This is a genomic window from Sphingopyxis sp. sgz302558 (assembly GCF_057220455.1).
In genome coordinates this window covers 279,537-300,413 of record NZ_JBXPUZ010000003.1, presented here as the reverse complement: position 1 = coordinate 300,413, position 20,877 = coordinate 279,537, and the positions used below count along the sequence as shown (strand labels likewise).

At 63.8% G+C, this 20,877-nt stretch carries 19 protein-coding genes; 16 read left to right on the top strand and 3 right to left on the bottom strand.

What is annotated here, in order from left to right:
- Positions 1-193 precede the first annotated feature (193 nt).
- The 12 genes from rpsB to rpmE all read left to right on the top strand — a co-directional run bounded on the left by rpsB (position 194) and on the right by rpmE (position 11,835).
- The gene (gene rpsB / locus AC2TC0_RS12095) at positions 194-1,054 is read left to right on the top strand and encodes a 30S ribosomal protein S2 (protein ID WP_484717776.1); all 861 of its coding nucleotides are present in this window, start codon (positions 194-196) and stop codon (positions 1,052-1,054) included.
- 134 nt (positions 1,055-1,188) lie between these two features.
- Entirely contained in the window at positions 1,189-2,115 is a 927-nt protein-coding gene (gene tsf / locus AC2TC0_RS12090) for a translation elongation factor Ts (protein ID WP_484717775.1), read from the top strand.
- A 374-nt stretch (positions 2,116-2,489) separates the two neighbouring features.
- The gene (gene pyrH / locus AC2TC0_RS12085; RefSeq protein ID WP_484717774.1) at positions 2,490-3,209 is read left to right on the top strand and encodes a UMP kinase; all 720 of its coding nucleotides are present in this window, start codon (positions 2,490-2,492) and stop codon (positions 3,207-3,209) included.
- Positions 3,210-3,233: 24 nt separating this feature from the next.
- Complete coding sequence (gene frr / locus AC2TC0_RS12080; protein WP_484717773.1) at positions 3,234-3,788, top strand: ribosome recycling factor; 555 nt, start codon at positions 3,234-3,236, stop codon at positions 3,786-3,788.
- A gap of 124 nt (positions 3,789-3,912) precedes the next feature.
- Complete coding sequence (gene uppS, locus AC2TC0_RS12075) at positions 3,913-4,602, top strand: polyprenyl diphosphate synthase (RefSeq protein WP_484717772.1); 690 nt, start codon at positions 3,913-3,915, stop codon at positions 4,600-4,602.
- The gene (locus AC2TC0_RS12070) at positions 4,599-5,282 is read left to right on the top strand and encodes a phosphatidate cytidylyltransferase (protein WP_484717771.1); all 684 of its coding nucleotides are present in this window, start codon (positions 4,599-4,601) and stop codon (positions 5,280-5,282) included. Before uppS ends, AC2TC0_RS12070 begins: the two co-directional genes overlap by 4 nt.
- A gap of 4 nt (positions 5,283-5,286) precedes the next feature.
- Positions 5,287-6,450, top strand: coding sequence for a 1-deoxy-D-xylulose-5-phosphate reductoisomerase (gene dxr, locus AC2TC0_RS12065; RefSeq protein ID WP_484717770.1), 1,164 nt, complete (start codon positions 5,287-5,289; stop codon positions 6,448-6,450).
- Positions 6,443-7,576 carry an RIP metalloprotease RseP gene (gene rseP / locus AC2TC0_RS12060; RefSeq protein ID WP_484717769.1) on the top strand — a complete coding sequence of 378 codons (1,134 nt, stop codon included), beginning with the start codon at positions 6,443-6,445 and terminating at the stop codon, positions 7,574-7,576. Before dxr ends, rseP begins: the two co-directional genes overlap by 8 nt.
- Before the next feature lie 121 nt (positions 7,577-7,697).
- A complete protein-coding gene (gene bamA / locus AC2TC0_RS12055; protein WP_484717768.1) occupies positions 7,698-10,319 on the top strand; it encodes an outer membrane protein assembly factor BamA in 2,622 nt (873 codons plus the stop codon).
- Entirely contained in the window at positions 10,319-11,008 is a 690-nt protein-coding gene (locus AC2TC0_RS12050) for an OmpH family outer membrane protein (protein WP_484717767.1), read from the top strand. The genes bamA and AC2TC0_RS12050 overlap by 1 nt, the downstream gene beginning before the upstream one ends.
- A 50-nt stretch (positions 11,009-11,058) precedes the next feature.
- Complete coding sequence (gene fabZ, locus AC2TC0_RS12045; protein WP_484718123.1) at positions 11,059-11,499, top strand: 3-hydroxyacyl-ACP dehydratase FabZ; 441 nt, start codon at positions 11,059-11,061, stop codon at positions 11,497-11,499.
- 108 nt (positions 11,500-11,607) lie between these two features.
- Positions 11,608-11,835: a 50S ribosomal protein L31 gene (rpmE, locus tag AC2TC0_RS12040; RefSeq protein WP_484717766.1), complete on the top strand. Its 228-nt coding sequence runs from the start codon at positions 11,608-11,610 to the stop codon at positions 11,833-11,835.
- A 10-nt stretch (positions 11,836-11,845) separates the two neighbouring features.
- On the opposite strand, the gene AC2TC0_RS12035 is transcribed toward rpmE, so the two are convergent.
- Both AC2TC0_RS12035 and AC2TC0_RS12030 read right to left on the bottom strand, forming a co-directional pair.
- A complete protein-coding gene (locus AC2TC0_RS12035) occupies positions 11,846-13,318 on the bottom strand; it encodes a glycerol kinase (protein WP_484717765.1) in 1,473 nt (490 codons plus the stop codon).
- Positions 13,319-13,373: 55 nt separating this feature from the next.
- On the bottom strand, positions 13,374-14,249 hold the full coding sequence (locus tag AC2TC0_RS12030; RefSeq protein WP_484717764.1) for an MBL fold metallo-hydrolase: 876 nt from the start codon (positions 14,247-14,249) through the stop codon (positions 13,374-13,376).
- A gap of 153 nt (positions 14,250-14,402) precedes the next feature.
- Between AC2TC0_RS12030 and chrA the strand changes: the two genes are divergently transcribed.
- The 4 genes from chrA to AC2TC0_RS12010 all read left to right on the top strand — a co-directional run bounded on the left by chrA (position 14,403) and on the right by AC2TC0_RS12010 (position 20,156).
- Complete coding sequence (gene chrA, locus AC2TC0_RS12025; protein ID WP_484717763.1) at positions 14,403-15,698, top strand: chromate efflux transporter; 1,296 nt, start codon at positions 14,403-14,405, stop codon at positions 15,696-15,698.
- Positions 15,699-15,949: 251 nt separating this feature from the next.
- Positions 15,950-17,503: a DEAD/DEAH box helicase gene (locus AC2TC0_RS12020; protein ID WP_484717762.1), complete on the top strand. Its 1,554-nt coding sequence runs from the start codon at positions 15,950-15,952 to the stop codon at positions 17,501-17,503.
- Between the two features lie 54 nt (positions 17,504-17,557).
- A complete protein-coding gene (locus tag AC2TC0_RS12015) occupies positions 17,558-18,616 on the top strand; it encodes an alpha/beta fold hydrolase (protein ID WP_484717761.1) in 1,059 nt (352 codons plus the stop codon).
- A gap of 31 nt (positions 18,617-18,647) precedes the next feature.
- Entirely contained in the window at positions 18,648-20,156 is a 1,509-nt protein-coding gene (locus AC2TC0_RS12010; RefSeq protein WP_484717760.1) for a cryptochrome/deoxyribodipyrimidine photo-lyase family protein, read from the top strand.
- Here the strand turns inward: AC2TC0_RS12010 and AC2TC0_RS12005 are convergent.
- Positions 20,153-20,821: an alpha/beta fold hydrolase gene (locus tag AC2TC0_RS12005; protein WP_484717759.1), complete on the bottom strand. Its 669-nt coding sequence runs from the start codon at positions 20,819-20,821 to the stop codon at positions 20,153-20,155. The two genes, AC2TC0_RS12010 and AC2TC0_RS12005, sit on opposite strands and share 4 nt — an antisense overlap.
- Positions 20,822-20,877: the final 56 nt, after the last annotated feature.

Genomic DNA, 20,877 nt, shown 5'->3' with positions numbered 1-20,877 from the left:
CCCTCCCCCCCCCCCCCCCCCCCCCCCGGGACCGCGAGGCAGAGGGATTTCCCGAGCACCTGTATCAGTCCTTGCAATTCATCATCGACCCCGCTAACGGCCCGCGCATTCCTCATGGGAAGCAACATATCCGGTGCCGCTGCCTAGCTGCGGTTCTCGCTTCCCAGCGGACCAACCGGTAAGGAGAACTACCATGGCGGCACCTGTCGTCACGATGCAGCAATTGATTGAGGCTGGCGCCCATTTCGGCCACCAGACCCACCGCTGGAACCCGCGCATGAAGCCGTATATTTTCGGTGCGCGCAACGGCATCCACATTCTTGACCTGTCGCAGAGCGTGCCCTTGTTCGCGCGCGCGCTGGAATTCGTCGCGTCGACCGCGGCGGCGGGCGGCAAGGTGCTGTTCGTCGGTACCAAGCGCCAGGCGCAGGGTCCGATTGCCGACGCCGCGCGCGCTTCGGGCCAGCACTATGTCAACCACCGCTGGCTGGGCGGCATGCTGACCAACTGGAAGACCATTTCCAACAGCATCAAGCGCCTCAAGACACTGGAAGAGCAGCTGTCGGGCGAAGTGTCGGGGCTGACCAAGAAAGAAATTCTGAACCGGACGCGCGAACGCGACAAGCTGGAACTCAGCCTTGGCGGCATCCGCGACATGGGCGGCATTCCCGATGTGATGTTCGTGATCGACGCCAACAAGGAAGAACTGGCGATCAAGGAAGCCAATGTGCTGGGCATTCCGGTGGTTGCCATCCTCGATTCGAACGTCTCGCCCGACGGTATCGCCTTCCCGGTGCCGGCGAACGATGACGCCGCCCGCGCCATCCGCCTTTACTGCGACGCCGTGGCGCAGGCCGCGACGCGCGGCGGCCAGCAGGCCCGCGCCGACCGCGGCGAAGATCTGGGTGCGATGGTAGACCCCGTCGCCGAGCCGGTTCTGGCCGAAGAAGCCCCGGTCGCTGACGAGGCTCCGGTGACGATGGCAGAAGCCGTAGAAGCCGAGCCTGTTGCCGAAGCAGTCGTCGAAGCGGACGAAGGCAAAGCTGACGCTTGAAGCTGGCCAACCGCTGCCCCCGTCATTTCGGGCGGGGCAGCGGAGGGCAACGAATCTAACTGTCACATTGGTGTCGTAGGCGACCGCAGCGATGCGGCACGCACGCTTGGACCCACAGGATAAGGACGAACATCATGGCGGAAATCACTGCCGCAATGGTCAAGGAACTGCGCGACCGCACGCTCGCAGGGATGATGGACTGCAAAAAGGCGCTGGCCGAAACCGGCGGCGACATCGAAGCCGCGATTGACTGGCTGCGCACCAAGGGTCTGGCCGCTGCCGCCAAAAAGGCGAGCCGCGTGGCTGCCGAGGGCCTGGTTGGTGTTGCCACTGACGGCACCAAGGGCACGATGGTCGAGGTCAACAGCGAAACCGACTTTGTTGCCAAGAACGAAACCTTCCAGGATTTCGTCCGCAGCGTGACGGCCGTTGCGTTGGCAGGCGGCATCACGGACATCGACGCGCTGGGCGCGGCCGAATATCCCGGCGGCGGTACGATTGCCGAGATGCTGACGCACAATGTCGCGACGATTGGTGAGAACCAGTCGCTGCGCCGCGCGGCCAGGCTGGCCGTGGGATCGGGCGTCGTTGCTGGCTATGTCCACAATGCGGTGAAACCCGGCATGGGCAAGATTGGTGTGCTGGTTGCGCTCGAATCCTCGGCTGGTGCCGATGTGCTTGAGCCGCTGGCCAAGCAGCTTGCCATGCACGTTGCTGCGGCCAACCCGCTGGCGCTCAATGGCGATGACCTCGACCCCGATTTGGTCGCGCGCGAACGCGCCATTGCCGAGGAAAAAGCCTCGCAATCGGGCAAGCCCGCCGACATCGTCGCCAAGATGGTCGACGGGTCGATGGCCAAGTTCCGCAAGGAAAATGCCCTGTTGTCGCAGCTGTTCGTGATGGACGGCAAGACCCCGGTTGCCGAAGTCGTCGCCGCTGCCGGCAAGGATGTTGGCGCAGCGATCACGCTCAAGGGCTTCGTCCGCTATCAGCTGGGCGAGGGCATTGAAAAGGCCGAGAGCGATTTCGCCGCTGAAGTTGCTGCGGTCGCCGGCATCTGATCTCATATTGTGCTGCCGGGCCGATGGTCCGGCGGTCCTTGGCAACGGCGTGTCCCTAGCGAGCCTGTCGTTACCAGTTGGAAGCGCCATGACGGAGCAGAAATTGGCCTAATGCTAGGAGCTAGGAGGGAGCCATGCACGAGCATAGTGACCGACGAGCGACGAAGCAGTAGGCCAAATTCTGCCCGCCCGCAGGGTTGCGATTGGCGGCCCGTCGGACGTCGTCGCGCTGCTTGTCCGGGGCCACCAGCCCGGCCTTCGCATCGCTCCTAGCCGACGAGCCGCCAATCGCAATCATGGCACTTCCAACTGGTAACGACAGGCTCTAGGGTGCACGCCGTTTCCGCATCTTCCTAACTGGATTGCTCGCATCCATGGCGCTGCCCCCGCTCAAACGCATCCTTTTGAAATTGTCTGGCGAGGCGCTGATGGGAGACACGCCCTTTGGCATCGACCCCGACACCGTCGCGCGCATGGCCGCCGAGGTAAAGGCGGCGAAGGACACCGGCCTTGAAATCTGCCTCGTCATTGGCGGCGGCAATATCTTTCGCGGCATGGCGGGTGCAGCCAAGGGCATGGACCGTGCGCAGGCCGACTATATGGGCATGCTGGCTACGGTGATGAACGCGCTCGCCATGCAGAACGCGCTCGAACAGCTGGGCGTGCAGACGCGCGTGCAATCGGCCATCGAGATGGACAAGGTGTGCGAACCTGTCATTCGTCGCCGCGCCGAACGGCACCTGGAAAAAGGGCGCGTGGTCATCTTTGCGGCGGGCGTCGGCGCGCCCTATTTCACCACCGATAGCGGCGCTGCGCTGCGCGCGGCGGAAATGAAGTGCGATGCGCTGCTCAAGGGCACCAGCGTCGACGGGGTCTATGACAGTGACCCCAAGCAGAATCCCGCCGCCGTGCGTTTCGACACGCTGCCGTTCGACCGCGTGCTCGCTGACAATTTGAAAGTGATGGATGCAAGCGCCGTCGCGCTATGCCGCGACAATGCCATTCCCATCGTCGTTTTCAACATCCGCGAGCGGGGCAATCTGGCCAAGGTGCTGGCGGGCGAAGGCGTGGCGACCGTCGTCACCGCCAACTAACAAAAACAAAGCAGGAAGAGGACCATGGCAAAATTCGACAAAGCCGATCTGGAGCGCCGCATGCACGGCGCGGTGGAATCGCTGAAATCCGACCTCGCTGGGCTGCGCACCGGCCGCGCCAATGTGGGCCTGCTCGATCCGGTTACGGTTGAGGTTTATGGCAGCCACATGCCGCTCAATCAGGTCGCCTCAGTCAGCGCGCCCGAGCCGCGCATGCTGTCGGTGCAAGTGTGGGACAAATCGAACGTCGGCCCGGTGGAAAAGGCGATCCGCTCGGCGGGCCTGGGTCTCAACCCCATCACCGACGGCCAGACGCTGCGCCTGCCCATTCCTGAAATGACGCAGGAGCGCCGCAAGGAGCTGTCAAAGCTTGCCGGGCAATATGCCGAAAAGGCGCGTGTGGCGGTGCGTAACGTCCGCCGCGACGGCATGGACAATCTGAAGCACGACGAGAATAAAAAGGAAATCAGCGAGGACGAGCGCAAGCGGTCTGAAACCGAAGTCCAAAAGCTGACCGATGCGACCATCGCCGAAATCGACGCGGCGGCGGCGGCGAAGGAAAAGGAAATTTTGGGGTAGTGCGGCGGTTGCGCTCATCCCCCCTCCCCTTCAGGGGAGGGGCCGGGGGTGGGGACTGTCGGCCTAGCGCAAGGCTCACAATCCCCACCCCAACCCCTCCCCTAAAGGGGAGGGGCTTTACGTCGTGACCGCATCCACCCCCCATCACCCGCGCCACGTCGCCATCATTATGGACGGCAACGGCCGTTGGGCGAAGAAGCGCCATTTGCCGCGTGTTGCTGGGCACCGCGCGGGCGTCGAGGCGGTGCGGCGCACCGTGCGCGCGGCGGGCGATTTGGGGTTGGAAGCGTTGACGCTTTACGCTTTTTCCAGCGAAAATTGGAAGCGCCCCGAGGACGAGGTCAGCGACCTGATGGGGATGATGAAGCGCTTCATCATTTCCGACCTTGATGAATTTGCCGAAGCGGGGGTGCGCCTGCACGTGATTGGCAACTGGCGCGCGATGGCGCCCGATGTGGTCGAACTGGTCGAACGTGCCATCTCTCGGACCGCCGTCAATAACGGGACAACGCTGGCGGTTGCGCTCAACTATGGCGCGCAGGACGAGCTGGTGCGCGCCGCGACGGCGGCGGCAGGTGAAGGCGCGATTAGCGCCGAAGCCATCGAACGCCACCTCGACACTGCGCCGCTGCCGCCGCTGGACTTGCTTATCCGCACGTCGGGCGAAGTGCGGCTTTCTAATTTTCTCTTGTGGCAGGCGGCCTATGCCGAAATGCTGTTCACGGAAACGCTGTGGCCCGATTTCGGGGCCGATGATCTGGCCGCTGCTGTCGCCGAATTTGCGCGCCGCGAACGGCGATATGGAGGGTTATGACTGCGGACGTGAAGGCCAAAGCCAAATCGGATCTGCCGCTGCGGCTGGTGTCAGCCGTGGTGCTGGTGGCGCTGGCGGCCGGGGCGCTGTGGCTGGGCGGGATCGCCTTTGCGCTGTTGCTCGCGGCGGGTGGCGGGCTGATGCTCGCCGAATGGATCGCGATAGTGCGAAAAATGCCGCTGGGTGGCGGGGCGCGCAACGGTTTGATTGTGCTGGGCACAGTGCTGAGCATGGCGGCGATTGGTGGGCTGTGGGTGGTCCGCGACCAGCTCGGTTTCACCGCCGCGCTGTGGGTGTTCGCGATGGTATGGGCGACCGACATTGGTGCCTATTTCGCGGGCCGCGCTTTTGGCGGTGCGCGGCTGGCCCCGGCGATCAGCCCGTCGAAAACCTGGTCGGGACTGTTCGGCGGGATGGTCGCCGCGCTGGTTGTCGGCGCGACGCTGGGCGACCGGGCGGATATACAGGGCGTACCGCTGTGGATCGGCCTGTTCATGGGTCTGCTCGCCCAGCTGGGAGACCTAGCGCAAAGCTGGCTGAAAAGGCGCGCGGGGGTCAAGGATTCGGGTAGCATCATTCCGGGCCATGGCGGGGTGTTCGACCGGGTCGATGGGCTGATCCCGGTAGCGATTTTGCTTGGCGCGCTGGCCTTCGTCGGTCAGCTGACGGTGGGCGGTTAACGCGATGCCGCGCAGCCTTGCCATTTTCGGGGCCACGGGATCGGTCGGGCAATCGACGCTCGATCTGGTTCGCCGCAACCGCGACGATTGGCACGTCAGCGTGCTGACCGCCAACAGCGATGTTGTCGAACTGGCGGCGCTCGCGCGCGAGTTTCGCCCTGATCTGGCTGTTATCGCCGATGCCGACGCCTATCAGGGACTGGCCAATGCGCTGGACGGCACCGGCATTGCCATTGCGGCGGGCGACGCCGCGCTAGTCGAGGCGGCGCAGCAGCCTGCCGATCTGGTAATGGCCGCCATTGTGGGCTGTGCTGGGCTCGCCCCTACCATGGCGGCTTTGGCGGCGGGAACCAATGTGGCGCTTGCCAACAAAGAGGCTTTGGTGTCGGCGGGCGCGCTGATGACAGCCGCCGCCACCGCGTCGGGCGCGCGCATCCTGCCTGTTGATAGCGAACATAACGCGATTTTTCAGTGTCTTGCGGGCGCTACTTATGACCAAGTAGCGCGTATCACGCTCACGGCCAGCGGCGGGCCGTTTCGCACCATGAGCGCCGCCGATATGGCGCGCGTTACCCCGGCGCAGGCGGTGGCGCACCCCAATTGGTCGATGGGTGCGAAAATCAGCGTCGATTCGGCGACGATGATGAACAAAGGCCTCGAATTGATTGAGGCGCATCACCTTTTTCCCGTGGGGCTGGAGCGCATCCAGATTCTGGTCCACCCACAATCGGTCATTCATTCGATGGTTGAGTTTGTTGACCGCTCGACGCTGGCGCAGCTCGGCGCGCCCGACATGCGCATCCCCATCGCCAGCGCGCTCGCCTGGCCCGACCGCATGGTGACGCCCTGCACCCCACTCGACCTCGCCAGCATCGGCCGCCTGGATTTCGAAGCGCCCGACGAAGGGCGCTTCCCCGCAACCGCGCTGTGCCGTGCCGCCATTGCCGAGGGTGGCGGGCGTCCGGCGCAGCTCAACGCCGCCAACGAAATCGCCGTCGCCGCCTTTCTGGCGGGCCGGATCAGCTTCCCGGCAGTTATCGACACGGTGCGCGCGGTGATCGACGGCGAAGCGCCGCCAGCGCCGAGCGCGCTTCAGGACATATTCAGCATCGATGCGGCAGCACGCGCGGCCGCGATGCGGCGGGTGGAGAGTTTGGAACATGCTTGAGCAGCCCGGCATTTTGCTGACGCTCGTCGCCTTTCTGGCGGTCATTGGACCGTTGGTGACCGTCCACGAACTTGGCCATTATTGGGTCGGGCGCTGGTGCGGGGTGCACGCCGAAACCTTTTCGATCGGCTTTGGCCGCAAAATTTTCGGCTGGCGCGACAAGCGCGGGACCGAATGGAAAATCGGCTGGCTGCCGCTCGGGGGTTATGTCCAGTTCCTCGGCGACCGCGATGCGGTGAGCCAACCCGATGCTGACTGGGAGAAACTGCCTGCGGCCGACCGCGACCGCAGCTTTCCTGGGCAGGTGGTGTGGAAGCGCGCGGCGATTGTTGCAGCCGGGCCCATCACCAATTTCCTGTTCGCAATGTTGATCTTTGCGGCCTTTGCCATGTCGGTTGGCGTCAGCTCGACCCCGCCGGTGATCGGCACAGTAACGGCCAACAGCGCCGCCGCCGACGCCGATCTGCAGGTCGGCGACCGGATTGTCAGCATCGACGGGCGCGGGATGCAGACGTTTCAGGATATTCCGATGGCGGTCGCGCACCGATTGGGTGGGCCGATTGATTTGGTGGTCGAGCGTGGCGGCGAACGTCTCGCCCTTTCGCTCAGTCCGCGGATAATCAGCGAGAAGGACCGTTTCGGCAACGAGTTTCGCCGCGCGGTGATCGGTATTTTGCCGGGCAAGCCGAGCTACCAGACGTTGGACCCGGTAGCCGCGCTTGGCTACGCCGCTGACCAGACCTGGGACATTGTTCGCCAAACCGGCGAAGTGCTGGGGCAATTGCTTGGCGGTCAGCGTTCGATCAAGGATATGGGCGGTCCGATCCAGATTGCCCAAAGCTCGGGCCAGATGGCGACGCTCGGCCCCGAGACGCTGATCGCGTTTGCCGCGCTAATTTCCATCAATCTGGGGTTCATCAACCTGCTGCCACTCCCGATGCTCGATGGCGGACACCTGCTTTTCTATGCCTATGAGGCGTTGCGGCGCAAACCGGCGCCGGCGCAGGTGCAGGAATGGGCCTTCCGCTTTGGCTTTGTCGCAGTTGTTACACTGATGATCGTCGTGACTTTCAACGATTTGGGCCGATTTGGGCTGTGGGACGGGATAGCGCGCTTGATTGGCTAGGCAGAAACGGGCAGGGGGTTTCCCCATCGCGCCGGGGGAGCGCGCATTTCGCCGGGGCGAGGGTTAGTATTTTTTCAGGATGATTGGCGTGGCAGCAAAAAATTGGTCGGCTGGGGTGCGAATGGCGTCTTGGCTGTTGGCGGGAACGATGCTCGCCGGGGTCGCTCCACAAGCACAGGCACAGGATGCCGCGCCCGCTGCTGCGCCAACCGCCGCCACCGAGGCAACCATCAGCTCTATCACGGTGCAGGGCAACCAGCGGCTCGAGGCCGATACCATCCGTTCCTATCTGCGCCTGCGCGTTGGCCAGCGCTATGACCGCGCCACGCTCGATCAGGCGCTCAAGGACCTGGCCGCCACCGAATTGTTCAAGGATTTCCAGATCACCGACAATTCGGGCGCGCTCATCATCCAGGTGACCGAAAATCCGGTGATCAACCGGGTCATTTTGGAGGGCAACAAGCGGCTGAAAGAAGATAAAATCCGGCCCGAGATCAAGTTGTCGCCGCGCCAGATTTTCACCCGCTCCAAGGTGCGCGCTGACGTTGCGCGCATCATCGAACTTTACAAGCGCCAGGGCCGCTTCGCCGCGACGGTGGAACCCAAGATGGTCCAGCTCGACCAGAACCGCGTCGATGTCGTGTTCGAAATCAGTGAGGGCCCGAAATCCAAGGTTCGCCAGATCAACATCATCGGCAACGAGGCCTTCAAGGACGGCCAGCTGAAAGAAGAAATGGCGACCAAGGAACAGGGGCTGCTGACCATCCTGTCGTCGAATACCAGCTATGACCCCGACCGCATGGCTTATGACCAGCAAAAGCTGAAGCTTTTCTACCTGTCCGAGGGCTACGCCGATTTCCGTGTTGTCTCTGCAGTGGCCGAGCTCACCAGCAACAAGCAGGACTTCATCATCACCTATGTGGTGGAAGAAGGTGAGCGCTACAAATTTGCCGATGTGAAGGTTGAAAGCGAAATTCGCGATTTCCAGGCGGAAAATCTCGCCGCGCTGCTGCCGATGAAAAAGGGCGACTGGTATAACGGCAAGCTGGTTGAGGATACGATCGAATCGCTTACCGAAACCGCTGGCCTCTATGGCTATGCCTTTGCCGACATCAATCCGGAGTTTAACCGCAACGCCGAAACGCGCGAGATGTCGATTACTTTCAACATCGCCGAAAGCCCGCGTACTTATGTCGAGCGCATCGATGTCAATGGCAACACGCTGACCCAGGATAAGGTCGTTCGCCGCGAATTCCGCCTGAACGAAGGCGATGCTTTCAACAGCTTTGGCGTGAAGCGCACCGAAAACCGCATCAACAGCCTTGGCTATTTCCAGGAAAATCTGGAAATCGAGCGCAAGGAAGGCAGCGCGCCCGACCGGATCATTTTGGAGACCAATGTCGAGGAAAAGCCGACCGGCGAACTGTCGTTGTCGGCTGGTTTCTCGTCGATCGAGAATTTCATCCTGCAGGCCAGTGTCCGCCAGCGCAATTTCCGCGGCAAAGGCCAGCAGCTGTCGGCTTCGGTCAATTATTCCAGCTATTCACGCTCGGTCGAGCTTGGCTTTACCGAGCCCTATCTGCTTGATCGCAACATCTCCATCGGCGGCTCTATCTATCGCCGCGACCTCAACAGCTTCAATTTTGTCGGCAATCGGCGCGAAACCACCTTTGAACAGGTGACCACCGGGTTCCAGGTCAATGTCGGTGTGCCCCTGACCGAATTTCTGTCGGCGTTCGGACGTTACAGCCTGAATTATGACGATGTGTCGCTCGACGAGGACATCTATTTCTTTGGCGGTCAGTGCGATCCGCTGGTTGCGGGGCGTTATCTGTGCGACGCAATCGGCACGCGCACGACGTCGCTGCTCGGCCTAACGTTGGCCTATGACAACCGCGATAACCGGATCCGTCCGACGCGCGGCCATTCGCTGACGCTGACCGGCGAGTTTGCCGGGCTTGGCGGCAGCGTCAAATATGCCCGTGCGATTGCCGCAGCGAGCAAGCATTTCAACCTGGGCAGCAATTTCATTCTGACCACGTCGATCCAGGGCGGCTATATCCAGCCCTTTGCCGATGCCCCCTTCCCGGGCAGTGACCGGGTGCGACTGACCGACCGCTTCTTCCTGGGTGAACCGCAGATCCGCGGCTTCGACATTCGCGGCGTCGGGCCGCGCGTAATCCGCTATGGTTCGGTTGACCTCACCGATCCATTGAACCCCATCCTCAACACCGAACAGCGTCAGTCGGTCGACGACGCGCTGGGTGGCCGTGCGATGTATCAGGGCCGGGTCGAGATCGACATTCCGCTGGGGTCGGGCGCGAAGGAACTGGGGCTGCGCCCGTCGGTGTTCTTGGATGTGGGGTCGGTGTTCAAGGTGCGTCAGCCCGCTCTGACCACGCTCGCCAATTTCCGCGACCCCGCCGACGGGCGCACCAAATTCCTGTGCCGCAACGCCTCCACTGGTCAGGTGCAATTCGGCACGCAGGCTAGCACGACCGATGCCAATGGTGTCGTCACCTTTGCCGGCAATTTCGACCAGTGCCCGACCAATTTTTCGCCGCTGGCACCGTTTGAGGAACGCTTCTTCGGCGACAGCTGGAAACCGCGCGTTTCCATCGGCGCCGGGGTCAACTGGAATTCGCCCTTTGGCCCGTTCCGCATCGATTTCGCTTACGCTCTCCGCAAAGAAGAGGGCGATGATACCAAGAGGTTTTCATTCAACGTAGGAACCCAATTCTGATGAAAAAACTGCTTACCGCGACGGCACTTGCCGCCGCCACCCTGTCGGTCTCGCCGATGCTCGCCGCCCCGGCCGCCGCCCAGTCAAAAGCCGGGATTGCCGTCGCCGACGTGCGCGTTGCCGCCGCCAAATCCAATGCCTTCACCACCGCGATGCAGCAAATCGAGGTGACCTATAAGGCCCAGATCGATGCGCGCGATGCGCGCGCCCAGACGCTGCAGGCCGAGCTTAACTTGCTGGTCGCCAAATATAATGAGGAAGCGCGCAAGCCGACGCCGAACCAGGCCGCAGTCCAAGCCGCCGCCAAAGCGGTGCAAGACAAGCGCACCGCCGCCAACGCCGAAGTCGGCCAGCTTGGCCAGCAGGTCGACCTTGCCGTTGCCTATGTCGAAGATCAGATCAGCGTGCGCATGAACGACGCGATCCGCGCTGCGATGAAGCGGCTGAAAGTTGACCTGCTGCTCAACCCCGAAGGCGTACTGGCGCGCGAAACCAACGTCGACATCACCGACGCGGTGGTTGCCGATCTGAACGCCATCCTGCCCAACGTCGGGATTGTCCCGCCCGCAGGTTACCAGCCGGGCCAGCTGGTCCAGCAAAAGAACCAGGAGCTGGTCAACGCCGCGCGCGCGGCGCAGGGCACCACGCCTGCGACCACGCCGCCGCCGGCCACGCCGCAGACGCGCTAATCATGAGCGGGCAGGGGGAAACGGAGGTGATGGCGAAAACGCTGGGCCCGATGGATATCCGCCGCATCATGGCGGCGATCCCGCACCGTTACCCCCTGCTGCTCGTCGACCGGGTGGTGGAGTTGGTGCCTGATACCTCGATTCATGCGGTGAAGGCCGTGACGATGAACGAGGAATTTTTTCAGGGCCATTTCCCCGGCCGCCCGATCATGCCCGGCGTGTTGATTGTCGAGGCGATGGCGCAGGCCGCCGCGGTGCTGGCGGTTGAATCGCTGGGCCTCGCCGATTCGGGCAAGCTGGTCTATTTTATGGCCATCGACGGCGCGAAGTTCAGGAAACCGGTCGAACCCGGCTGCCTGCTCGATCTCCACGTCGAAATCGTTCAGAACAAGCGGACGATTTGCCGTTTTGCGGGTAAGGCCTTGCTCGACGGCGCGGTGGCGGCGGAATGCCAGTTTACGGCGATGATCGCCGATCCGCCGGCGGCCTGAAACCAAGGTTGCATTTCCCCGCATCCCCCATTATGGGCCGCGCTTCCGCCAAATTGGCAAGGGACTCAGCCGCTGGTCGGTAACCAGCGGCACAGGAGCTAGACGACTATGAAACAGGGCATCCACCCCGACTATCACATGATCAAGGTCCAGATGACGAACGGCGACGTTTATGAAACGCGTTCGACCTGGGGCAAAGAGGGCGATACGCTCGCGCTCGAAATCGATCCCACCGCGCACCCCGCCTGGACCGGCGGCACCGGTCGTCTGCTCGACGCGGGCGGGCAGGTCGCAAAGTTCAACAAGCGTTTCGGCGGCCTGTCGCTCAAGCGCTAAGACGTCGGTCTTATCCCAACACTTTCGAAAGCGCGCTTTGCCAACCGGCGAGGCGCGCTTTTCGCGTGTCGGCCCCAATCGAGGGCGTGAAGCGCGTTGCGGTGCCGCGCATTGCGGTCGCGGCTTTCGCCAGCGTCGGGAACAAGCCTGCGCCGGCTGCGGCCAGCATCGCTGCCCCCAGTGCCGTGCTTTCCACAAAATCGGGGCGCTCGACGGGCACCGCCAGCATGTCTGCCAGATCCTGCGCCATCCAGTCGTTTGCCGCCATACCGCCATCGATGCGCAGCTCAGCCCAATCGACGCCATCAGCTGCGAAAGCGGATTTCAGATCATGCGCCTGATAGGCCTGCGCCTCTAGCGCCGCGCGCGCAACATGCGCCTTGGTGCTGGCGAACGACAGGCCTGATAATGCTGCCAGCGCATCGGGTCGCCAGTGCGGCGCTCCCAGTCCGGCGAGCGCGGGGACCAGATAGACGCCGCCATTGTCGGCGACCGAACGCGCTAGCCCCTCGCTTTCTGCGGCGCTGGCCAGCAGTCCCAGCCCGTCGCGCAGCCATTTGATCAGCGACCCGGCGACAAAGACGGATCCCTCCAGCGCATAGTGGCGCGTATCGCCGTCCTGCACGAGCACCGTCGCCAGCAGCCGGTTGGTTGATGTGGGGCGCACCGTGCCGCTGGCGGTTAAAATGAACGCCCCCGTGCCAAAGGTCGCCTTGGTCTGCCCCGGGGTCAGGCACGCTTGCCCGATGGTTGCCGCCTGCTGGTCGCCCGCCATTCCGGTAATCGGGATCGCGCCGCCGAGCAGGGCGGGGTCGGTGCGCCCGACTTCGGTCGTGCAGCCTACGATCTCCGGCAAAATCGTGCGCGGCACGCCCAGCAGGTCGCACAGGCCATCATCCCAGCCACCCTGGCCGTTAATGTCCATCATCAAGGTGCGCGACGCATTGGTCGCATCGGTGACGTGCACTCCACCGGTCAGCCGAAAGACGAGGTAGCTTTCGATGGTCCCCACCGCTAGCCGCTCGCCCGCCGCTTTGAGCTGTGGCCAGTGGCGCAGCGCCCAGCCAATCTTGGTCCCCGAAAAATAGGGGTCGAGCAGCAGCCCGGTTTTGGCCTGCACTGCGCCCTCATGCCCTTCCGCTTTCAGCCCCGCGCAATCGTCGGCGGTGCGCCGGTCCTGCCAGACGATGGCCGGCGCGAGCGGCTCGCCAGTGGACTTGTCCCAAAAGACGATCGTTTCGCGCTGGTTGGTTATCCCAATGCATGCGATCCGTTCAGCCCCGCCCGCCTGTGCCACCATGTCGCGCGTGCAGGCGAGCGTTGCGTCCCAGATTTCGGCGGCATCATGTTCGACCAACCCCGGCGCGGGATAATGTTGCTTGAATTCCCGCTGCGCGCTCCCCAGCGGTGACCCGCTGGTGCTGAACAGCATCGCGCGGGTGGATGTCGTCCCTTCGTCAATGACAATGATGTGGTCGCTCATGTGGCTGCCTCTCCCTTGGCAACCTCATGTCACCGCGTGCCCGCCGAGGCAATTCTCAGATGCGGTTGAGTGGCAGCCGCAGATATCGCTGCCCATTCGCGTCTGCAGGCGGCATCGCTCCGGCGCGGATATTCACCTGTAGCGAAGGCAGGATCAGCTGCGGTGCCGCCAGCGTTGCATCGCGCGCGATGCGCATGGCAACAAAGTCCGCTTCGCTGATCCCTTCATGGACATGGATATTGGCAGCGCGCTGTTCGGCCACGCTGGTTTCCCAGCGATAGTCACTACGCCCGGCGGGCAAATAGTCATGGCCAACGAAAATGCGCGTTTCGCCGGGCAGCGTCAAAATGCGCTGGATCGAACGATACAGCGTCGCGGCATCGCCGCCGGGAAAGTCACAGCGCGCGGTGCCATAGTCGGGCATGAACAGCGTATCGCCGACAAAGGCGGCTTCGCCGATGACATAGGTCATGCACGCGGGCGTGTGGCCCGGCGTATGCATGGCCGTCAGCGTCAATTCACCCAGTGCCAAGCTTTCCCCATCCCCCAACAGGCGGTGAAAAACGCTGCCATCGGGCACAACATCGGCCGCATCGAACATGGGCGCGAACACCGCCTGCACGTCGCAGATATGCGATCCGATGATGATCGGCGCGCCCGTCATTTCGTGCAGATAATGCGCCGCCGACAGATGGTCGGCATGGGCATGGGTCTCCAGCAGTGCGACCAGCGTCAACCCTTTGTCGCGCACCACCGCGAGCAGCCGGTCGGCCGAAGCGGTCGAGGTGCGCGCATTGTTCGCGGTGAAGTCGAGCACCGGATCGATAATCGCCGCCGCGCCCGTCGCCGGATCGCTGACGATATAGCTGATGGTGTTGGTGGCGGGGTCGAAGAAGCCGCAGACATCGGGTCGGGGCAGGGTCGAGGTCATGCCGATACTCCAACCAAAAAGGGCACTTTCCAAAATCTGGCGTTGCCATTATCCGGTCACCATCGGGGCAAAGCAGCCTCCCGGTCAAGTCGGCCTTGTGTCGGCCCAAGCGCTGCCCAGACGCCGCGCCCGCGTGGCCAAGGGATTGTGCCGATGACCGAAGCGAAACCGACTTTATCCGAACTCGTATCAGAATTTGCTCGCATTGGCTGCCTCAGCTTTGGCGGACCGGCGGGGCAGATTGCGCTGATGCACCGGCGCATTGTCGATGAGCGGCGCTGGGTTGGCGAGGACGACTATCTCGCCGCGCTCAATTTTTGCCACCTGTTGCCCGGGCCAGAGGCGCAGCAGCTCGCGACCTGGATTGGTTGGCGGCTGCACGGAACGCTGGGCGGGGTCATATCAGGGCTGCTGTTCGTGCTGCCCGGCGTTGCGGTGATGCTCGGCCTGTCGCTGCTTTATGTCGCCGCCGTCGGGCTGACATGGTTCGACGCGGTGTTTCTGGGGGTCAAGGCGGCGGTGCTCGCCATCGTTGCGCAGGCGTTGCTGCGGATCGCGGGCCGTGCGCTCAAAACCGGATTTCACCGCGCACTGGCGCTGGCGGCCTTTGTTGCCATGGCGCTGTTTGCCGTCGATTTCCCGTGGGTCATCGGCGGAGCAGCAATTGCGGGCATGATCGCCGCCCGCTGGCGACCGTCGTGGATCGGCAGCGGGCATGACGCAGCGCAAAGATCGACAACCAGCGGCGCGACCATCGCTGGGACGCTGCGCACCATCATCATCTGGGCCGCCATCTGGGGCGCACCGCTCGCGCTGGTCGGGGTGACGCTCGGGCTCGATCACATCCTTTGGGACATCGGCGCCTTTTTCGCCAAACTCGCCATAGTCACCTTTGGCGGCGCCTATGCCGTGCTGGCCTATATGGCACAGGAAGCGGCGGGGTCGCTGGGGTGGGTCACCCCGGCACAGATGGCGGATGGGCTGGGGCTCGCCGAAACCACGCCGGGGCCGCTGATTCTGGTCACCCAACATATCGGCTTCCTCGCTGCCTGGGCCAATCCCGCGCCGTTCAGCCCGTGGGTTGCTGCGGTGCTGGCGGCGCTGCTGGTCAGTTGGGTAACCTTCGCCCCCTGCTTCCTGTGGATTTTCGCACTTGCGCCGTGGATTGACCGGTTGCGGTCGATTACCGCGCTGCAGGCGGCATTGACGGCGCTGACCGCTGCTGTTGTGGGAGCCATTGCCAGCCTGTCGCTATGGTTCGCGATCCATTTGCTTTTCACGCGCGAAGCGCAGCTATGGGGACTGGTATTGCCGGACCCGGCAAGTCTGGATGTCGCCGCGCTTGGGCTCGCGCTTTTCGCCGCGCTGTTGCTATTCCGGACCAAGGCCGGGGTTTTTGGCACGCTGATGGCGGCAGCAGGGGCAGGACTGCTCACTGGGCTGCTGTAACAGGTTAATGCACCCCCTTGCCAAATCGCCCCCGCTGTGCCACATGTTGTGCAGCGCAGCATTGGCGGCAGATAAAGCCGCCCATCGCACCGGCAGCGTGACCATGGACCAACAGGGTCCGAAAATGGGCCGGATGTCTGCGTTTCCCTTTTCGAAGGCTTCCCATTCACGCGGGTTGATTTCACCCCCGCGGACCCGTCGGGCGTGGCGATGTGCCATGCCGCCGGGCGAGCCAGATTATGAGTTTATCCATGACCAGTTTTTCCGATTTCGGCCTGAACGATGCAATTTCGCGCGCGCTCGCCAGCAAGAATTATTCCACCCCGACCCCGATCCAGCAGCAGGCGATCCCGCTGCTAATGAAGGGGCATGACCTGTGCGGCATTGCGCAGACGGGCACCGGCAAGACCGCTGCTTTTTCGCTGCCCTCGCTCCACAAATTGATTTCGAACCCCAAGCCGCGTCCGTTCAAGGGCTGTCGCATGCTGGTTCTGTCGCCGACGCGCGAGTTGGCCGCGCAGATTGCGCAAAGTTGCCGCGACTACGGCCGCTTTGCCCAGATTTCGGTCGATACGGTGTTCGGCGGCGTGCCGATCAATCGCCAGATCAACAAGTTGGCCGCCGGGGTCGACATCCTCGTTGCCACGCCGGGCCGCTTGCTCGACCTGATCGACCAGCGCGCGCTGACGCTGAAAGATGTCGAGATTTTTGTGCTCGATGAAGCCGATCAGATGATGGATATGGGCTTCATCCACAGCCTGAAGCGCATCGCCAAGCTGTTGCCGCCACAGCGCCAGAATCTGTTCTTTTCGGCAACCATGCCCAAGGAAATCCGGGCGTTGGCCAGCCAGTTCCTGAACGATCCGGTCGAGGTGTCGGTGACGCCGCAGGCGACCACAGTCGAAAAAATCCGCCAGTTTGCGACCTTCGTCCAGCAGAAGGAAAAGCAGGCGCTGCTCCACCATGTGGTGCAGACGCAGGACATTGACCGTGCGCTGATCTTCACCCGTACCAAGCACGGCGCCGACCGCGTCGTCCGCCATCTAATGGGCGCGGGCATCAAGGCGGCCGCCATCCATGGCAACAAGAGCCAGGGGCAGCGCACCGCTGCGCTGCAAGCCTTCCGCAGCGGCGACACGCGCCTGCTGGTCGCGACCGACATTGCCGCGCGCGGCATCGACGTGTCGGGCGTCAGCCATGTCATCAATTTTGAGCTGCCCAATGTGGCCGAACAATATGTCCACCGCATTGGCCGCACCGCGCGTGCCGGGGCCGAAGGCATGGCGATCAGTTTCGTTGCCGATGACGAACGGCCCTATCTGAAGGCTATCGAGCGCGTGACGCGCAGCCGTCCCGAAGCCATGCCGTTGCCTGCCGGTTTCAACGAGCTGGTGCGCAATCTGCCCGCACCTGCCGCGCCACCGAAGGATACGGGGTCAAAAGGCCGCAATCCGTCGCGCCAGCGTGATGATGCCCATTTTGCCAATCGCAGTGCGCGCCATGGCCGCAGCGATGATCGCGGCCCGCGTGCCAATCCGGTGCGTGGCGATCGTCCTGCCCGTGCTGACAGTCGTCCGCCGCGCGGAGAATTTGTCGCACCGCAGACCGGCTGGACCCCACCCGTCGGCGAAGGCGCTGCCCGCGCCGATGGTGGCCAGCGCCGCCCGGCACACGTCCAGCGCGATTTGCGGCCGCAGACCGCTGGCCGTCCGCAGGGCCAGCGCGAAGGACGCCCCGGTGGTGGTGGTCGTCCACAGGGCAATAGTGGACGCCCCGACAATAACCGCCGCTTCGGCGGGCGTTGACGCGGCGCGGTCAGTCGTTAATCCTGCTCTCGTTGACAGGGCGGGGGGAAATGGGTGAGCGGCGGCGAGGACCAACCGATTGAAATCGACGACAATGATTTCGTCACCACGCCGCCGACGCGGCCGTGGTGGCGCAAGAAGCGGCTGCTGTGGCCGCTGTTCGCATTGCTTGTGCTGGTTGCCACTTTTGTCGCGCTGCGCACCCCCGATACCGACCGTGACGCGATGATCGCCAAATATGGCAATCGGGGCGGCATGACGACCTTTGCGCGCGGCCCGGCGGGGCAGTCGATCCATTACCGCGATCAGGGGTGCCGCACCTGTCCAGCGATGCTCCTGCTGCACGGCTCCAACGCCAGCTTGCACACCTGGGAGCCGCTGGTGGCGCGGTTGGGCAACGACTACCGCATCGTCACGCTCGACCTGCCCGGCCACGGGCTGACCGGCAGCACGCCGGATGGCGATTACAGTCCTGCCGGGATGATGGCCGCGGTTGATGTGGTTGCTGCCGAGCTGCGGCTCGACCGCTTCATCCTTGGCGGCAATTCCATGGGCGGTGCGATCAGCTGGCAATATGCGCTGGCGCAGCCGGGACGGGTTGATGCGCTGCTGTTGCTCAATGCCGGCGGCATGCCGCCGCGCAGCGGAGAAAGAGCCGCTGCCTCGAACATCGGCTTTCGTATCATGCGTAACCCCGTCGGGCGCTGGCTGGCGGGGCAAATTACCCCCCGCGCGCTGGTCGCGAGCTCGCTTGAACAATCGGTCAGCAACCGCGCGGTCGTGACCGAGGCGGCGGTCGACCGCTATTGGGAACTGCTGCGCTTCCCCGGCAATCGCGAAGCCACGGCGCGCCGCGCCACGCTGCCGCGCGATTTTGCCGCCGCGGCGCGCATTGGGCAGATCACTGCGCCGACGCTGGTGCTGTTCGGCGCCGAGGATCGCATCATTAACCCCAGCGCCGCGCAAACATTCGGTGAGCGTATCAAGGGCGCAACGGTCGTCCTGCTGCCCGGCATCGGCCATTTGCCGATGGAGGAAGCGCCTGACGCAACGGCTGCGGCGATCCGCGACTTTCTGGCAAAACGACAACCGGAATCGCCGCCGCCAAGCTGAACTTTTGACCGCTCGCTGCGTTGACCCCGCGATGCTCCAGATTTTGTGGTTCAAACGCGACCTGCGCCTCGCTGACCATGCCGCGCTGACGGCGGCGGCGGCGCAAGGGCCGGTGCTGCCGCTGGTCATTGTAGAACCCGGTTATTGGCAGCAGGACGATGTGTCGGCGCGGCAATGGCGCTTTTGGAGCGCGGCCATCACTGATCTGGGCAAGGCCATCGCGGGTCAGGGCGGCGGGCTGGTCGTGCGTGTGGGTGAGGCGGCGTCGGTGCTGGAGGCACTGCGGCAAGTGCATGGACCTTTGGCACTGTGGGCGCATCAAGAAACGGGCAATTACTGGACCTTTGTTCGCGACCAGGCGGTACGGCGCTGGGCGCGCCAGCATGGCATCGCCTTTACCGAGGTGCGTCAATTCGGTGTTTGGCGCGGCGGCAGCATCAACCGCGACCGCTGGGCAGCAGCATGGGACCGGATGATGGGTGCGCCGCAGCTCCCTGAACCCCGCGTCCAATGGGCTGTTTCGGCCGGCGATGTGTTGCCAGAGCCAGCCGCGCTCGGCCTTGGCGATGATGGCCTGTTGGAGCTGCCCGCCGCCGGGCGCGCGGCAGCACTGATGGCGCTAACCAGCTTTTTGCACGAACGCGGCGAGACATACACCCGCGCCATGTCGTCGCCGGTCGCTGGCGCGGCGGCCTGCTCGCGCCTGTCTTGGCATCTAGCCTATGGCAGCTTGTCTATGCGCGAGGCTTACCAGGCTGCCGCAGCGCGGCTCGCCGCGCTGCCATTGCACGAAACGGCGTGGCGGCAGGCCATGCGCAGCTTCATCGCGCGGCTGCACTGGCACTGCCATTTCATTCAAAAACTGGGAAGCGAGCCCGAGGCCGAATGGCGCCCCTTCGCCCGCATTTATGAAGGCATGCGTCCGCGCCCCGGCGATCCCGCGCGGCTGGTGGCGTGGAGCGAAGGGCGGACCGGCTATCCCTTTATCGACGCTGCGATGCGCTCGCTGAACGCTACCGGCTGGATCAATTTCCGCATGCGGGCGATGCTGATGAGTTTTGCAAGCTATGACCTTTGGCTGCCGTGGCAGGACAGCGGTGCATCGCTGGCGCGCAAGTTCATCGATTATGAACCCGGCATCCATTGGCCCCAGTGCCAGATGCAGGCAGGCGAAACCGGCATCAATACCATTCGCGTCTATTCGCCGGTGAAGCAAGGTCGCGATCAGGATGCGGGCGGCGATTTCATCCGCCGCTGGGTACCCGAACTTGCCGGGGTGCCGACCGCCTTCATCCACGAACCGTGGCGGATGGAAGCGGAGAGGCGCGCGGCGATTTGCCCGGACTATCCCGATCGCATCGTCGACCATGCGGCCGCTGCAAAGGCGGCCAAGGACGCCATCTATGCCTTGCGCCATGCACCTGGCGCGCGGGCCGAGGCGCAATCCGTTTACGCCCGCCACGGCAGCCGCAAACGCACCCGCGACCGTATTGCGGCGGGCAGGCGCGCCGCCGCGCAGCAACTCGACCTCGGGATTTAGTCGGCGTCCAGAAAGGCGGCAATCATCCCGCCAATTCTCTCTGATTGGCGAAAGGCGAACAAGTGCGCGCCATCGACGATTTCCAGCTGGGCCCCGGGAATCAGGCGCGCCAACCATTGGGCATAGGCAATGGGCACGACCATGTCACCGCGCGCGCCCAGTATAAGTGTTGGCACGTCCGTCAGCCGTGGCAGCATGCTGACCACCGACCAGCCGTTTGCTGCAATCAATTGCGCGCCGATCCCAATCAGGCTGGTTCCGGTCAGCCGCACGCCGCTGGTCAGTACATCGGCGTCGAACAATGTGCCGACGCCCAGGCCCGGCGCGGGCAGCAGCGGCGATGTCGCCATCAGCACCATGCGCCGGAGCGGCGTGTTGTCGGCCAGCGCAAGTTGCTGCGCCACGGCACCGCCCCAGCTGAAACCCGCAACGTCGAACCGGTCGTGCCCCAGCTGCTCCATGGCATTAGCGACGGCAATGGCGACATCGGCAATGCTATAGGGATAAAGCCGGTCAGGCGCGCCGCCAATGCCCGGCATGTCGAGGGTGATGCGGGTGCGACCACCGATGCGGCTCAGCAGCGCTCCGGCGAGCCGGTTGTCGGCGGCAATGCCGTTGAGGAACAACAGGGGCGGGGCGTCGTTGCCGCCTTCGTCAAGCCACATGGACGCGCGCAAATCGAACCCGCCCGCGCTAATGTCGGCCCGCGCATCGGCCGTCC